Here is a 15188-nt window from a genome sequence, read left to right on the forward strand (position 1 = left end):
CGGAAGGCGTTACTCTAGATCAGTCGCTTGTGGGAGCGGCGGCCAACACCACCCGCGCGGGGGTGACTGGTTTCGACTTTGTGCGCCGCGCTAGGGGAAGCGAGCCGAGGAAGCCGACGTTGTCTCGCGAATCAGTCGTCGGAAAAGTATAAGCGCCAATTACAAGCGCTCCGATCTCGCTCTCGCTGCCTAAGCAAGGGTAGAGATCTGTCGGTCCGGGTTCGCCTTCGACCCGATCACCGGCATCAGCTAGAAGGCTGGCCAACCGAGTCCTGTCGCGGGGCTCGTGCGGCGAGATCAATCGCGACTGGACCCGTCATACCGACTCGCTCGCGTGATCGGTAGGGCCGAGTAGAGACACAGCGAGCTGCGCTCGGAGAAGCCCTAGCAAAGCAACGAAGGACCCGGGTTCGATTCCCGGCACCTCCACCAACGGACGGCCCTTGCTGACGCAAGGGCCGTCCGCCGTTGGAGGTGTCGTGTTCCCCGCGCACGAGCAAGCTCGTGCTCCCCAGTGGGGGAGCTGAAGCTCCACCCACACCCCCTCAAGAGCATCGACGCTGCGTTCTGAGTGCTCCCGGCTGGGCCACGCCTCGCTCCGCAGCCGGAGTAGCTGTGCTCCGGGCAGGTTGTGCACGCAGCCTGGGCGGCGGGTATGACAGGTTGCCCGAGTCAGGTGCGGCCGCGGGCGATCAGTGGGGGCTCGCCGTCGCGGAGGAGGACGGTGGAGCGCCAGGAGCCGTGCAGGACGTGGGCGAGGCCGGCGTGCTCGTTCACGGCCAGGGCGGCCGCCAGGGCGGCGCGGTTGTCGTCGAGTTCGTCGAGGTCGGCGTAGTGCTTTGCCAGGTCAGGGCCGAGAGCGCCGATCCAGAGCGTGATCTCCGCGCCGCGGGTGAGGGCGGCGGCCAGGTCGTCGCGGAGCGGGCCCGGGGCGGCGGTGGCGATCGCCGTGTGCAGGCGTTCCTGGGCGCAGGGCCGGGTGGGAGCCGCAGCCGCGAGTGCGGCGCAGCTAGGACAGGCCGATCCGCTGGAGGCGGTGAACAGGTGAAGCTGGGCGGTCACCCGCGCCGGCGGTATGCCGCACAGCGTCCCGGCACCGTCGAGGGCATGCTCCGTGCCGCCCGCGCTCCCGACGCCGAACCAGGCCGCCTCGCGGGCGTCGGTGAAGGTCCAGCCTGGGCGTTCCGGAGCGGCGCGGCGGCGGGACGACCGGCGGACGATCACCGGACGTGCGTCCGTGGGGATGATCGCGACGAACCGGCAGGCGTCGGTGGCCACCTCCGCCAGCTGGAAGGTGCCCCCGGCGTCCAGGGCGGCGGACGCCTGGTCGCGGCCCTCGATTGCCTCGTGGAGCCGGGTCGATGACCGGGCGCGGTCGGCGGAGACGCCGACGACCCAGGGGTTGACCTGCGCGCCGTTTCTGAGCGCCTCGAGAAGGTCGTCGCGCAGCGGCCCGGCGTCCGCGGCGGCGACGAGGCGGTGCAGCCGCTCCTGTGCGGTCTGCCGGGGTGGGGTCGCGGCAGACCGCGCCGCGCAGGCCCGACATGCCGATGCGGCGTCAGGGGCGAAGGAGCCGCCTGTGAGGTCCACGCGGGACAGCGGTATGCCGCAGAGCGTTGCCCGGCCGGACGCCCCGTGCGTCACCAGGTCCGAGGGGCCACTGGTGACGCAATTCGGGAACGTGACCGGCGGACGGTGCCATACATGCTCGGTGACCACGCCCCGACAGTAATCGCGTGAGGACTGGCCCTCCTCGACGACGGTCATGACGGTGAGGGCCGCTTCGCCACGTGCCTCGCCGCCTCACCTAACCGGGTTCAAGTAGGTAAGTGTCAGCTCCACCGCCGAACGCCCCCTGCTCACGCAGGGGGCGTTCGCCGTTGGCGGTGCCGGATTCCCCGCGCACCGGCTGCGCCGGTGCTCCCCACAGGGGGAGCTTCGCTCCACCCTCGCCCCCTCAAGATCCGTCGCCGCGGCGGCGGGTCGGCAAGGGGCGCTCCCGTGGGTGCCTCGATCGGGCTCGGACTGCCTGTGCAGTTGTCCGTTCGAGGTCTGTCGTCGCGCCCGGGGGTCGGCAGGGGCGCTGAGGACGTGTGCCGATCGCCCGTGGTGAGCTGCACGGTTTATGTCGTGCCACGACCGATCAAGGGGGTCCGTTTTCGCGGAGGACGACGGTGGATCGCCGTCGAAGCCGGCCTCCTCCAACGCATCCGCCGCACCAGGAATTTCCAGGTGCGCCGGCCGCGATGCCGTCGACAATGTCTCGGTGTCCGATCCGATGGTGTCGTTCGTCCGTACGGCTGCCGAGCGCCATGCCCGTGAGGAGCGCGCTCGGCAGATGGCTGGCGCGGTCGTCCGCACGGTGCGATACGTCGACATCGACTACTTCCGTCACGAGGTTGCTGCCGAATACGAGGGGCCGCGCCGGATCGTCGACGAGGCGGAGTGGGCGCGACCGACGTGGCGATGCGATGGGTTCGACTCCATCGACTACGGTGTCGAGCTCGAGTGCGCGGACGGCCGGGTGTTCAGCGTTACCTGGCAGTCGCCGAGCTGGACCGAGGGGCTGGTGTTCTGGGAGCAGCCGCTGCTCGGCAACGCTGTGAGACCCGAAGCGGACGTGGCGGTGTGGGACGTGACGGCGCGAAGTGGCTGGGCCGACTTCGCGGGCCGGTCGGTCCTCGACGTCCAGGTGCATTACGAACCGGACGACGACGGGTTCTGGTGCCGTTGGGCAACACTTCGGTACGACCGCGGCGACGTCAACCTTCTCCTGGGCGAGAGCCATCGATCTGGCTCGGAGCTGCAACCGTCCGCCGACAATGTCGCGGTGGTGTTTCCGTCCTCGCCGCTTCCGGCCTGGCTCACGGTGGATGGCAGGTGACACGTGGGTCGGACGGCCGGGTTCAAGTACGCGATCGTCAGCTTCACCGTTCCGGTTCGGATTCCCCGCGCACGAGCAAGCTCGTGCTCCCCGGTGGGGGTGCGCTGCTGGAACGCGGCGACACTCCGGCTCGTCTCGCCGAGGCCGGCGACGCCACCGCCAAGCTCGCCGACGGATCGAAGTTCCAGCAAACTCAACGCCTGCCAACCTGATTCCGGGAACGGGCCGCTCGCCCGGTCGGCGTGTCCGGCGTACTTCTGTGGGGTGACGCGCGTCACGTCGTGTCAGGTCTCGGCGCTCCCCGGTGTCTTGGGGGCATGACTGAGCACAACGACACACGCCACAGGGTCGTCGTCATCGGCGGTGGTTACGCCGGAACGCTCGCGGCCAATCACTTGCGGATGCGGGCCGGCGTCGGCATCACCCTGGTCAATCCCCGGCCGGACTTCGTCGAACGAGTGCGGCTGCACCAGTTTGTGGCCGGCACCGCCGACGCCACGGTCGGCTACGGCAGGCTGCTCGGCGACGGCATCCAGTTGGTTGTGGACAGCGCCACGCGCATCGATACCGCCGCGCGCGTAGTGCTGCTGGCGTCGGGCCGGACGCTGAAGTATGACTATGTCCTCTACGCGGTCGGTAGCACCGCAGCGATACCGTCATCGGTGCGTGGCGCGGCCGAGTTCGCGCACCCCATCGCCGAGTTCGAGTCCGCGCGGCGGCTGCGGGCCAGGCTGGACGAGTTGCCCGTCGGGGCTCCGGTCACCGTGGTCGGCGGCGGACTGACCGGCGTCGAGACGGCCGCCGAACTGGCCGAGCAGGGACGGACGGTCACCCTGGTGTGTGGCGGCATCCTGGTGTCGTCATGGAGTGCGCCGGGTCGCCGATACGCCGCCAAGTGGCTGTCGCGGCACGGTGTCACCGTGCTCGAAGCCGACGTGGTGACCGAGGTTCGGCCGGATGCGATCGTCCTCGCCGACGGTACGACGCGTTCGAGCGCAGTGACCGTCTGGGCGACCGGTTTCGGTGTGCCGGAGTTGGCGGCCGCGAGCGGGCTGCGTACTGACGCGCTCGGGCGGCTGCTCACGGATGAGACGTTGACCAGCATCGATGAAGATCGGGTGGTCGCCGCCGGGGACGCCGCAGCGCCGTCCGGCCGGCCGCTGCGGATGAGCTGTCAGGCCGCGGGGCCGTTGGGGGTTCAGGCCGCCGACACCGTGCTGAGCCGCATCGCGGGGACCGAACCGGCGGCGATCGACCAGGCACTCACGGGATCGTGCGTCAGCCTCGGCCGGCACACCGCCATGCGCCAGCTCGCCCGCAGGGACGACACCGCGGTGAGCATCTACATCGGCGGCCGCCTGGGTGCCGCGATCAAGGAGCTGACCTGCAAGGTCGCGGTGTCGAGGATTCGTCGCGAGGCCCGCGAGCCGGGTTCCGTCGGCTGGGTCAAGGGCGGTCGCCGGCTGCGGCAGCCGGCCTCCGTCGCGCCGGTGGGCACGTCTCAATGACCACGGACGAGCATGCCGAGCGATTCACCCTGTTGCGGCCGTTACTGTTCACGATCGTCTACGAGATACTCGGCTCGGCCACCGAATCCGACGACGTGCTGCAGGACAGCTATCTGCGGTGGGCCGAGGTGGACCTTGCGACGGTGCGGGACACCAGGTCGTATCTGGCACGGCTGGTGACCCGTCAGACGCTCAACGCATTGCGGGCAAGTGCGCGCCGTCGCGAGGACTACGTAGGCCCGTGGCTGCCCGAGCCGTTGCTGCTCGACGACGCCGACCCCTCGGCCGATGTGGTGCTCGCCGAGTCGGTGTCGATGGCGATGCTCGTGCTGCTCGAAACGCTCACCCCCGATGAGCGTGCGGTGTTCGTGCTGCGCGAGGTGTTCGGCTTCGGCTACGACGAGATCGCCGCGGCGGTGGGCAAATCCGTGACGACGGTGCATCAGGTGGCGCACCGCTCCCGCGAGCACGTGCAGGCGCGACGCAGGCGGTTCCAGCCCGTCGACGCCGCGGAGACCATGCAGATCACCGAGCGGTTCAGGACCGCGTCGGTCACCGGGGACATGGCCGGGCTGCTGTCCCTGCTCGCGCCGAACGTCACCTGGACCGCCGACAGCGGTGGCAAGGCCACCGCGGCGCGTGCGCCGGTGGTGGGCGCGCAGAAGGTGGCCGGCCTCCTCATTGACCTCTTCCGCACGGGCGGGCGGATGCCGGGTATGCGGATCCAGATGGTCAACTGCAACAACGGTCCCGCGATGGTCGCGCGCATCGGCGATCGTCCCGAAGGTGTCCTCCTGATCGAGGTCATCGACGGGAAGATCACCAACTTCTACGCCGTCCGCAATCCAGACAAACTCGTCGCGATGACGGTCCGGCGTCAGATCAGCCGGTAAGGGGCCCGCAGGTCCTGGCGCCCTCGACGGCACCCTTCGCCGTCGTTGTTCTCGCCCTCAATTCGGGCGGCGGCCAGGTGTGCGGATCTACGCCGTCATCAATCCCGGCAAGCTTTCCCACGTCGACTGGACACTGAGGAATCTCCATGTTGCGAAAAGTCATGACCCTGCCCAGTGGCAGGATTGCGAAATGGGCCGTCTTGGCCTTCTGGATCATCCTGATGGTGCCGGCGCTCATGCTGGCCGGCAAGCTGGGCGATGTCGAGAAGAACGACAATTCGGCCTGGCTGCCCAGCAACGCGGAGGCGACCAAGGTCATCGAACAGGCCAAGAAGTTCCAGCCCGCCGAGACCCTGCCGGCGATCGTGATCTACGACCGACCTGAGGGTGTCACACCTGCCGACATGGCCAAGGCGCAGGCTGACGTCGAAGCCTTCAAGGGCATCGACAAGGTCGTGGGGCAGCCGCAGGGCCCGCTGCGGGCCGAGGACGGCAAGGCCATCCAGACTGTGGTCCAGGTCGACGACGGCAACGAGGGCTGGGCCGGGGCTCACAAGGTCGTTGACGCGATGACCAGGATCGGCGAACAGAACGCCGACGGTCTCGGGTTCCACGTCACTGGACCGGCCGGTTATGCATCCGACTCGATCACGGCCTTCGGAGGGGGTGGTGCCCTCGGGATGATCACCGCATTGGTGGTGGTCGTCATCCTGCTGCTCACCTACCGCAGCCCGCTGCTGCCGCTGCTGCCGCTGCTGTCCGCGGGTGGCGCCCTGGTCATGGCGGAAGCGGTGATCTACGTGCTGGCGAAGCATGCCGGGCTCACCGTCAACACGCAGACCAGCCTCGTTCTGACCGTCCTGGTGTTCGGCGCCGCCACCGACTATGCGCTCCTGCTCATCTCGCGGTACCGGGAGGAGCTGCGGCGCCACGAGGACCGGCACGAGGCGATGGCGGAGGCCTTGTACCGCTCCAGCCCGGCGATCATCGCCAGCGCCGCGACCGTCGCTGTCAGCCTGCTGGTGCTGCTGCTGGCCACGCTCAACTCCACCAAAGGGCTCGGGCCGGCCTGTGCCGTCGGCATTCTCGTCGGGCTGCTCGCCATGGTCACGCTGATGCCGGCTCTGCTGGTCATTTGCGGCCGCTGGATCTTCTGGCCCGCGAAGCCGTCGTACGGCTCGGTGGGCACAGTCAAGGACAGCATCTGGACGCGGGTCGGCGCCGTCATCGCCAGCCGGCCGCGGATCGTATGGGTCGGCACCGCGCTCGCCCTCGGCGTCCTGACACTCGGGGTGACGGGACTCAAGGCCGATGGGATTCCGGGCAAGGGCCAGTTCACCAACGAGCCACAGGCGGTCGTCGGCGAGGAGATCCAGTCCAGGCACTTCCCGGCCGGGTCGGGCGACCCTGTCTACGTCGTGGCCAAGGCCGCCTCGGCGGAGCAGGTCAAGAGCGTGCTGTCAGGCGTTCCAGGGATCGCCGACGTCGCGGCGCCGATGATCAAGGATGGTGAGGTCCTCGTTCTCGGGACGCTCAAGGACGCTCCCGGCAGCGAGGCCGCGATGCGCACCGTCGAGCAGGCCAGAACCGCGATCCACAAGATCGAGGGCGCCGATGCCCGGCTCGGCGGCAGCACGGCGATCGCATTCGATACGCAACAGTCAGCCGCCCGCGACACCAAGGTGATCATCCCCATCGTGCTGATCGTGGTCTTCTGCATCCTCGCGCTGCTGCTGCGGGCGATCGTCGCCCCGCTGCTGCTCATGGCGACGGTGGTGCTGTCATTCGGGGCGGCCCTCGGCGTGAGCGCTCTGATGTTCAATCACGTGTTCGACTTCGCTGGGGCGGACGCGAACTTCCCGCTCCTGGTGTTCGTGTTCCTGGTCGCCCTGGGCATCGACTACAACATCTTCCTGGTGACCCGGGTGCGGGAAGAGGCACTGCTACACGGCACCCGGCGCGGCGCGCGGACCGGGCTGTCCGCCACCGGCGGCGTGATCACGTCGGCGGGTCTGGTACTGGCCGGCACCTTCGCGGCGCTGGGATCGCTGCCGTTGGTGTTCGCGGCGCAGCTAGGGTTCGCGGTGGCGTTCGGCGTGCTGCTTGACACCATGATCGTCCGCTCGGTGCTGGTCACCGCGCTCACCCTGGACGTGGGGCGATGGATGTGGTGGCCCAGCAAGCTCTTCAAGCACCACGACCCCCAGCCGCCCGCGGGCAAGTCCGACCCTGAACCCGCTGTCGTGAGCGCCGGCACATGACAGTGGAACTGCACCGGTATGACTACGGTGGCGTCTGCGGCTGCGGGCGAGTGCGGCACCGCTCCTCGCGAGGCTTGAGCCAAGCAGGCCACGGGTGAAGGTCTCGTTACCGAACTGGTTCTGTCACATACGTTGTCGTTGGTGGCTTCAGGTCGCTTGTGATCCACCTGTCCCCGCCAGGATGGAGACCGCATTGGAAGCAGGCTGGACGCTCTCAGACGTGTGGATTCTGCGGTCGATCAGCGGGGTGGACTCGGCGCGGGGGTCGTCGTTGCGTGGGGTGATCGCCGCTGCTGACTACCTCAACCATGCGATTCCGCGGGAGGACGAGCTTGTGGCGGGGCTCGGCCGGCTGGCCGCGGCTGGGCTGGTCGAGTTCGACGTTGCCGCTGACCGGTACTGGCTCACCGCGGCGGGCCGATCGTCGGCGGCGCACCGTGGGACGTTCATCGCCGGACTGGCCGCATTGCCCGAGCCGCCACCGGCGAGCCCGCCGCTGGCATTGCCCACTGGGGTCTTCTCGTCTGCGGTGGGCCGATATCTGCAGGACTCGACATGAAACCGTCCGGGCTTCTACTGGGGTCGGGCCGGGGTCCGCTGTGGCGGGCCCCGGCCGGTGTCGCTACGGGACGATGACGTCGACGGTCAGGGTCTTGTTGTTCCGGATCTGGAACGGCTGGGCGTGTGCGAGGTCGGCGCCGCCGAGCCAGCCGCTGCGGCCGTCGGGCAGCTGGTAGAAGATCTTGATCTGTTGCGGGGCGATGTTCGGGATCGTGAATGTCATGGGCGGGTTGCTGTACTGGTTGTTGCTGTCGCCGGAGTGGACGGCCTCGCCGGACAGGGCGTCGAACGCGACCAGGTACGCGTTGAGCGGGTTGCCGGCCGTGTCGTGGACCGTGCCGGTGAGCGTGCCGCCGCCGGTGCGCAGTTTGATGTTCGCGGCGGCCTTCTTGCCGGCGGGCACCGTCACCATCGTCGCGTCGGGGCGGTTCGCCGCGTTGCCGGACCAGCGCCACTGGTAGCCACGGCCGATGAACTGCACCGGCCACGCGTACGGGCCGACGCCCGGGATGCTGTACGTGCCGTCGGCGCCGGTCGAGAATGCGCAGCCGCCCTGGGGAGCGAAGCCGTGCGACAGCGCGACGACCGAGACGCAGACGCTTGCGACCGGGGCGCCGGTGTTGACGTCGGTCACCTTGCCGCGGACCGTGCCGGCCCGGTCGAACTGGATGGTCGGCGTGGTGATCTGGTCTCCGGACGCGACCGTGAACCGCTGGGCGGCACCGCGGTCGCCGGTGCCACCGGCCGCGCCGACCCACTGCAGGCCGAGTGCGTCACCGCGCGGGTCGGCGAGCAGCTGGTACGTGCCCGGCTCCAGCGGACCGATCACCACAGAGCCCGGCGTCGGGCCCGGCCGCTCGTCCGAGCAGAAGCCGTACGGGTCGTAGCCGTAGGGCTGGTCGACGTTCGCCACGCCGATGCAGCCGTCGACCGCGGTGCCGCCGTCGCGGCTGGCCATAGTGGCGGTGATCGACGCGCCCTGGCGCATGGCCACGTCGATCGTCGCGGTCTGCCCGGCGGTGACCGTGACCGGCGTGTAGGGCACCGTCAGGTGAAGGCGGTCGTCGATGTTGACGCTGAGTGTGTACCTGCCGACGAAGAGGCCGGTGATCAGCAACTCGGCTCCGGTGGCGCAGCCTCCGGCGTTGTCGGTGTTCGTCGCCCACACGCAGAAATGCTCCAGCGGTTCGCCGGTCGTGGCGTCGTGCGCGACGACCCGGATCGCGCCCGTCGGCAGGAAGGTCTCGTCGACCGTGGTCAGCTGCCCGTCGGCCACCGTGAACCGGTCGGCCGCGGCGCTGTCGAGCTTGCCGTGCGCGTACTGCGAGACCCCCGCGGGCCCGGAGAACGCGACGACGTAGTCACCGAGCATCAGGTCGTCGATGCGGTACCGCCCGTCGGTGCCGGTGCTCGTCCAGCCCGAGCCGCTGCCGCCCGGCTGGCTGGCGGTGACGCCCACGTTCGCCGCCGGGCTACCGTCGGCCTTGGTCAACCGCCCGCCGACCGAACCCGTCGGCAGCACCGTCTCCACGACCTGCACCGCCTGGCCGGCGGTCACCTCGACGGGCACCGCGGTCTCGTAGGAGGTCTTCCCGCCCGACCACTGGTCGAACGCGTTGCGGACCCGGTAGTTGAGCTTGTACGAGCCGGCCGGCAGATCGAGCGTGAACGCGCCGCTGGACGGCACGCTGACGCTGGTGACGAAGTTCTGCTCGGCGCTGTCGAAGACCGTGAGGTATGCCCAGGCCGGTGTGCCGTCCCGGTTCAGCAGGCTGCCGGAGATCGTCCCGGTCGGCAGCTGGTCGTCCACCGTCACCGTGGCTCCCGCACCCACGGTGGTGACACTTGTGCCGGTCGCGGCGTGCGCCGGCGTGGTGGAGACCGCCGCGCCGGCGATCGTGGCTGCCGTCACTGCTGCGTAGAGCAGGGTACGGCGCAGTGCATGCTGTCGCATGTCCGCTCCTGAATGGATGGGGGTGGTCATGAACGCCCCCTGCTCGCGGGGCGTGGTTGTGTCAGTGCCGGTCGCGGATGGCGAGCAGGTCCTGGTCCGGTGAGGGCTCCAGGCTGCTCTCGTCGATGATGCTCATGACGGTGAGCGCGATGGCTCGGATGCCGAATGCCACGGCGGTGAACACGCCCAGTTGGATCGGGTCGATGCCGGCGTCGCTGTCGACCTGGATGGACGGGTCCGTGGTCACCACGCTGGCGATCCGGTACTGCGCGATCGTCAGGCAGATCGCCAGCAGGGTGACGGCGGTCGCGATGGTGGACCGGCGGGTGGCGCCGGTGCCCAGCCACACGGAGATGCCTGTCGCGACGCCGAGGCCGGCGGCGACGACCAGGGCGTTGACGGTGTCGATCGACAAGGCCGAGCTGGTGCGCCCGGCGAGCGCCGCCTGCAGGCTCATCACGCCCAGCAGCAGGCCGACCGCCGTGCCGGCGCCGGCTGTCCACACTGGATGAGGGTGCTTGGCGACCAGCCACAGGACGCCGGCCGTGAACACCACCGCGAGCACGGTCAGGACCATGCTCGGGGCCAGGAAGAAGTGGACCTGGTAGTCGCTCATGTGGATGGCGGTGGCGGCGACGAAGAGCATGTCGTCGCGGGCGGTCTCGACCAGCGCCCACGACGCCACCAGCACCAGCAGGAGGCGGCTGCGCGCGGAGCGCCGCTGGTCGGTCATCCGGACCAGGCAGAACACGGCCAGCAGGCACCCGACGGCATTGCCGAGGAGGACGCCGAGGACGAACAGGATCTGGTGGTCCACAGCGTGCCCGGCCTCCTGTCGAGTGGTGCGGCTGAGCCAGCCAGCCGGCTCGGAGCCGCCTGTCAAGCGCGCATACCGTACCTTGCCATCGCCACGCGTCAGGACCTCAGGTAACGCAGGACGGCCAGCACCCGGCGGTGGTCGGTGCGGGCCTGGGGCAGGTCGAGCTTGGTGAAGATGGCGGTGACGTGCTTCTCGACGCTGCGCTCGACCAGGTGCAGGCGCTCGGCGATGGCCACGTTGGAGCGGCCCTCGGCGAGCAGGCCGAGGATCTCCCGCTCCCGGTCGCTCAGCCGGGCGAGCCCCGCGTCGGCGGCGGGCGTGGCGAGCAGCTGCCGGACGACCTCGGGGTCCAGGGCGGTGCCGCCGGCGGCGACGCGTTGCAGCGCGCCGACGAACTCGCCGGTGCTGACGATGCGGTCCTTCAGCAGGTAGCCGACGTGACCGGCGTGCTCGGAGAGGAGCCGGCGGGCGTAGCTGGTCTCGACCCACTGCGAGAAGACCAGCACCCCGACCTGGGGGTGCGTGGCCCTGATCGCCAGCGCCGCCCGCAGTCCTTCGTCGACGTGGCCGGGCGGCATCCGCACGTCGACGACCGCCACGTCAGGTGGGTCCGCGGCGACCGCGACGAGCAGTGCCTCCGCGTCGCCGACCGCGGCCGTCACCTCGATGTCGTGCTCGGCGAGCAGCAGCGCGATGCCGTCGCGCAGCAGCGGGTTGTCCTCGGCGATGGCCACGCGCATCGACAGGTCCTCTCAGGGCCGTTCGGGAAGGATCATGGTGACCGTCGTCGGGCCGCCGGCCGGGGAGTCCACGGTGAGCGAGCCGTCCAGCGCGGCCGCCCGGCGCGTCAGCCCCGCCAGCCCGGTGCCGGCGGCCGGACCCGCCGAGCCCGCCGGAAGAGCCGCGCCGCCGCGGCCGTCGTCGGTGACGGTCAGGCGGAGGCAGCCGGACGCGGCGCGCAGGTCGATGCGCACCCGGGTGGCGCCGGCGTGGCGGGCGACGTTGGTCAGCAGCTCGGCCACGGCGAAGTACACCGCCGACGCCGTCGCGTCCGGCGGGCGGGTGGCCAGCGACACGCTCACGTCCGCGGGGACGGCGCTGCGCGCCGCGAGGGTGGCCAGGGCGACGTCGAGGCCGTCGTCCAGGGCGGGCGGGTGCATGCCGCGGACGATGTCGCGCAGCTCCGCGAGGGCCTCCGTGACCGTGCCCCGCGCGCCGGCCGCCAGCTCGCGGACCGTCTCCTGGGTGCTGCGGTGCTCGATCCGCGCCAGGGTCAGGCCGAGCGCGACGAGCCGGGCCTGCGTACCGTCGTGCAGGTCGCGCTCCACCCGGCGCAGCAGCGCCGCCGCGTCGGACTGCAGGGCCGCCCGCCCCGCCTCCAGGTCGGCGATGCGCCGCTGCGAGCGGGTGGGGTGCAGCAGCCCGCGCACGAGGAGGCGGTCGAGCAGCACCATCAGGCGCAGCCACCAGGGCGTCGCGAGCAGGAGCGCCGCGCCCTGCAACGCGATCCACCAGGTGCCCGCCCAGGTGGTGGTGTCCAGGGCCCGCCAGTCGTCCGGCACCAGCGGCCACCACAGCGGACAGGTGACGGCGACCGGCGCGAGCACCAGGCAGATCAGCCCGGGGTACGCCCCGGCGACCATGAGCGGCCAGTGGGCGACGCCGTACAGGAGCACCCGCCAGGCCGTGGGGTCGGCCGGCAGCGCCCGGATCCGCTGCCACACGGTGCGGCCCGGCAGCGGCGGTGGGTCGCTCCAGTCCCAGCCGAGCAGCCGCCGCGCCGGCCCCCGGAAGTACCGCGGGAGGCGCCGGGCGACCGCCAGCACCACGACCAGCAGCGGCAGGCCCACGGTCAGCACCGACGCGGCGGTGGCGACGACGCCGACCAGGGCGAGGACGACGGCCGGCAGACCGGCGAACACCCCGGAGACCAGGAACACCAGCTCCCGCCAGGCCCGGCGGGTCAGCCATGTTGTCAGCACAGCCGTCAGCACGGTCACCGCACCGTCTCGATCGGCGGCCGGCGCATCGCCAGGGCGGCGGGCAGCGCGGTGCCGGCGAGGACCAGGGCGGCCGTGCCGAGCACGCCGGTCAGCAGCCAGCTCGCCGGCAGCCACGGCCGCCAGGTGCCCAGCGCGGTGTGCAGCAACGGCAGGGTCGTCGTCGCGGCCACCGCAGCCCCGACCACCAGCGCCGTCCCGGTCACCAGCAGAGCCTCGCAGACGACGGCCGCCAGCGCGCGCCCGCGGGTCGCCCCGGCGAGCCGGGTGACCGCCAGGTCCCGGCGGCGGTCGAGGATCACCGTGACGAGCGTGTTGACCGCCGCCACCGCCGCGAAGCCGACGTAGACGGCCGTCCCCGAATACTCCAGCCATCTGTCGGCGTCTGCGGCCGGTGTACCGGTGACCCGCTCGGCCGTCTTGAACATGACCACCTTGACGGCGGTGAAGGCGATGGCGAGGGTGAGCGGCACCAGCGCCCCGGACAGCGCCTTCGCCCGGACGGCGATGGCGTCGCCCGCGAGCCGGCCGGTGTCGCCGAACAGCCGTCCCGCCAGCGCGGTGACCTTGAGCAGGGCCGGGCCGAGCAGACCCGCCCCGACGCACAGGGCGAGCATGACGAAGAGCCCCAGCGCGTCGGTGGTCTCCGCGTCCAGGTCGGCGATCGCGACGGACAGCCCCGCGCCGCCCGCGACCAGGACGAGCCCGGCGGCGGTGCGCACGACGCCGGTCCGCCGCCGCGGCGCGCCCGACTCCGCGAGGGCCGCGGCGGGCCGGATCCGGGACGGGCGGACCGCCGCGACCAGCGCGCCGAGCAGCGACGTGCCGACCGTGACCGCGAGGGCGACCGGGAGCGCGGCCGGGTGCGGGTGGAACGTCACCGCGGGCGGGGCGAACCCGTGCGTGACGACCCCGTCGATCCAGGCACGGCCGCCGGCGCCGCCCAGCGGCACGCCGAGCAGCGTGGCGGGCACGGCGACGACCGCCGCCTGGGCGGCCACCGAGCGGCGGACCCTGCCCGGGGTGGCGCCGACCGCTCGTACCAGGGCGATGTCGCGGGCCTGCTGGGCGATGGTGGCGGTCATCGTCACGCCGACGATGACCACCGACAGGTAGATCGCGATCATGACAAAGATGACCGCCATGTCGGCGATGCCGCTGTCGGTCAGTGCCTGCCGGGCGGCCGCGTCCAGCGGTGCCCGGTCGATCGAGGCGGTGATGCCGAGCCCCGCCGTGACGAGGGCGGCGGCCAGCAGCTGGGTCGTGAACGGCCCGAGGAACGACCACGGGTTGGCGCGCAGCGCCTGCCGGATCATGCGATCGCCCCCGCCGACACGCTCTGGAGGCGGCCGGCGATGGTGGGCGCGTCCGGGGTCGCCGTGTCGGCGGCCACCGCGCCTTCGCGGAGCAGCACGAGGCGGTCGCTCCACGCGGCGGCCGCGGGGTCGTGGGTCACCATCAGCACGGTCACGCCGTCCCGGTCGGCGGCCCGGCGCAGCAGGCCGAGGATCTGGCCGCCGGTGGCCGGGTCGAGGGCGCCCGTGGGCTCGTCCGCGAAGATCACCGACGGCCCGGTGACCAGGGCGCGGGCGATCGCCACCCGCTGGCGCTGGCCGCCGGAGAGCTCGCCGACGGGCCGCCGCCCCGTGCCGTCGAGGCCGACCGCCGCCAGCACCTCCTCGATGCCGCGCCGGCGGGGCGCGCCGAGCCGGCCGGGCAGCGCGAGGTTCTGCCGGACGGTGAGCTCGGACAGCAGGTTGTACGACTGGAAGACGAAGCCCACCCGGTCGCGCCGCCAGCGGGTGAGCGGCCCCTCCCGCATCCTGCTGATCTCGCGTCCGGCCAACCGGACCGAGCCGGACGTCGGCCGGTCCAGCCCGGCGGCGCAGTGCAACAGCGTGCTCTTGCCCGAGCCGGTCGCCCCCATGACGGCGACGAACTCTCCGGCGCCGACGGTCAGCGACACCTGCCGGAGCGCGGTGACGCCGCGGGGGAAGACGCGGGCGACGTTCTCGAGTGCCAGGACGGGTTCCATGCCGTCGAGCCTGGTCGAGACGGGTCCGCGGGGCATCGGTGCTGCCGCGAGCGTCCGGGTTCGGGTAACCGCACCTTCCGTACCAAGGCATTCACAAAACTCGATGCAGAGCCGCCGTGCCGGTGGTCGGCGGGAGCTCGGACCGTGCCCGCGCCGGCCATGAACAGGCTGGTGGGACGGGGGTTCGTGGCGAAAGTTTCAGGCTCCTTTCCGATTCCGCACGAGGTGGGCGGCACCCCCGCGATCGATCGCCTTGACGGGGCGACGGGCCG

At 71.3% G+C, this 15188-nt stretch carries 12 protein-coding genes and 1 other RNA gene; 6 read left to right on the top strand and 7 right to left on the bottom strand.

Features of this window, described 5'->3' with window-relative positions:
* The first annotated feature begins 58 nt into the window (after positions 1-58).
* Positions 59-432, top strand: a transfer-messenger RNA (tmRNA) gene (gene ssrA / locus ACQEVZ_RS32210).
* 240 nt (positions 433-672) lie between these two features.
* Here ssrA and ACQEVZ_RS32215 read toward each other — a convergent pair.
* On the bottom strand, positions 673-1590 hold the full coding sequence (locus ACQEVZ_RS32215; RefSeq protein ID WP_433373444.1) for a hypothetical protein: 918 nt from the start codon (positions 1588-1590) through the stop codon (positions 673-675).
* 676 nt (positions 1591-2266) lie between these two features.
* On the opposite strand from ACQEVZ_RS32215, the gene ACQEVZ_RS32220 reads away from it, so the two are divergent.
* From ACQEVZ_RS32220 to ACQEVZ_RS32240, 5 genes are all read left to right on the top strand, one after another.
* Positions 2267-2884, top strand: a complete 618-nt coding sequence (locus ACQEVZ_RS32220; RefSeq protein WP_433373447.1) for a hypothetical protein — start codon at positions 2267-2269, stop codon at positions 2882-2884.
* Between the two features lie 317 nt (positions 2885-3201).
* Positions 3202-4392 carry an NAD(P)/FAD-dependent oxidoreductase gene (locus ACQEVZ_RS32225; protein WP_433373450.1) on the top strand — a complete coding sequence of 397 codons (1191 nt, stop codon included), beginning with the start codon at positions 3202-3204 and terminating at the stop codon, positions 4390-4392.
* Entirely contained in the window at positions 4389-5285 is an 897-nt protein-coding gene (gene sigJ, locus ACQEVZ_RS32230; RefSeq protein WP_433373453.1) for an RNA polymerase sigma factor SigJ, read from the top strand. Before ACQEVZ_RS32225 ends, sigJ begins: the two co-directional genes overlap by 4 nt.
* A gap of 146 nt (positions 5286-5431) precedes the next feature.
* Positions 5432-7546 (top strand): MMPL family transporter, encoded by a 2115-nt coding sequence (locus ACQEVZ_RS32235; RefSeq protein WP_433373456.1) that lies wholly within the window; start codon positions 5432-5434, stop codon positions 7544-7546.
* 220 nt (positions 7547-7766) lie between these two features.
* On the top strand, positions 7767-8105 hold the full coding sequence (locus tag ACQEVZ_RS32240; RefSeq protein WP_433373459.1) for a hypothetical protein: 339 nt from the start codon (positions 7767-7769) through the stop codon (positions 8103-8105).
* Between the two features lie 63 nt (positions 8106-8168).
* On the opposite strand, the gene ACQEVZ_RS32245 is transcribed toward ACQEVZ_RS32240, so the two are convergent.
* The 6 genes from ACQEVZ_RS32245 to ACQEVZ_RS32270 form a co-directional block, all read right to left on the bottom strand.
* Positions 8169-10061 (bottom strand): MSCRAMM family protein, encoded by a 1893-nt coding sequence (locus ACQEVZ_RS32245; RefSeq protein ID WP_433373462.1) that lies wholly within the window; start codon positions 10059-10061, stop codon positions 8169-8171.
* 61 nt (positions 10062-10122) lie between these two features.
* Entirely contained in the window at positions 10123-10878 is a 756-nt protein-coding gene (locus ACQEVZ_RS32250) for a hypothetical protein (protein WP_433373465.1), read from the bottom strand.
* Positions 10879-10976: 98 nt separating this feature from the next.
* Positions 10977-11621, bottom strand: coding sequence for a response regulator transcription factor (locus tag ACQEVZ_RS32255; RefSeq protein WP_433373468.1), 645 nt, complete (start codon positions 11619-11621; stop codon positions 10977-10979).
* A gap of 12 nt (positions 11622-11633) precedes the next feature.
* Positions 11634-12875: a sensor domain-containing protein gene (locus ACQEVZ_RS32260; protein ID WP_433373471.1), complete on the bottom strand. Its 1242-nt coding sequence runs from the start codon at positions 12873-12875 to the stop codon at positions 11634-11636.
* Between the two features lie 2 nt (positions 12876-12877).
* Positions 12878-14197: an FtsX-like permease family protein gene (locus ACQEVZ_RS32265; protein WP_433373474.1), complete on the bottom strand. Its 1320-nt coding sequence runs from the start codon at positions 14195-14197 to the stop codon at positions 12878-12880.
* Entirely contained in the window at positions 14194-14916 is a 723-nt protein-coding gene (locus ACQEVZ_RS32270) for an ABC transporter ATP-binding protein (protein WP_433373476.1), read from the bottom strand. The genes ACQEVZ_RS32265 and ACQEVZ_RS32270 overlap by 4 nt, the downstream gene beginning before the upstream one ends.
* Positions 14917-15188: the final 272 nt, after the last annotated feature.

The organism is Dactylosporangium sp. CA-152071 (assembly GCF_050936335.1).
Lineage (GTDB): Bacteria > Actinomycetota > Actinomycetes > Mycobacteriales > Micromonosporaceae > Dactylosporangium > Dactylosporangium maewongense.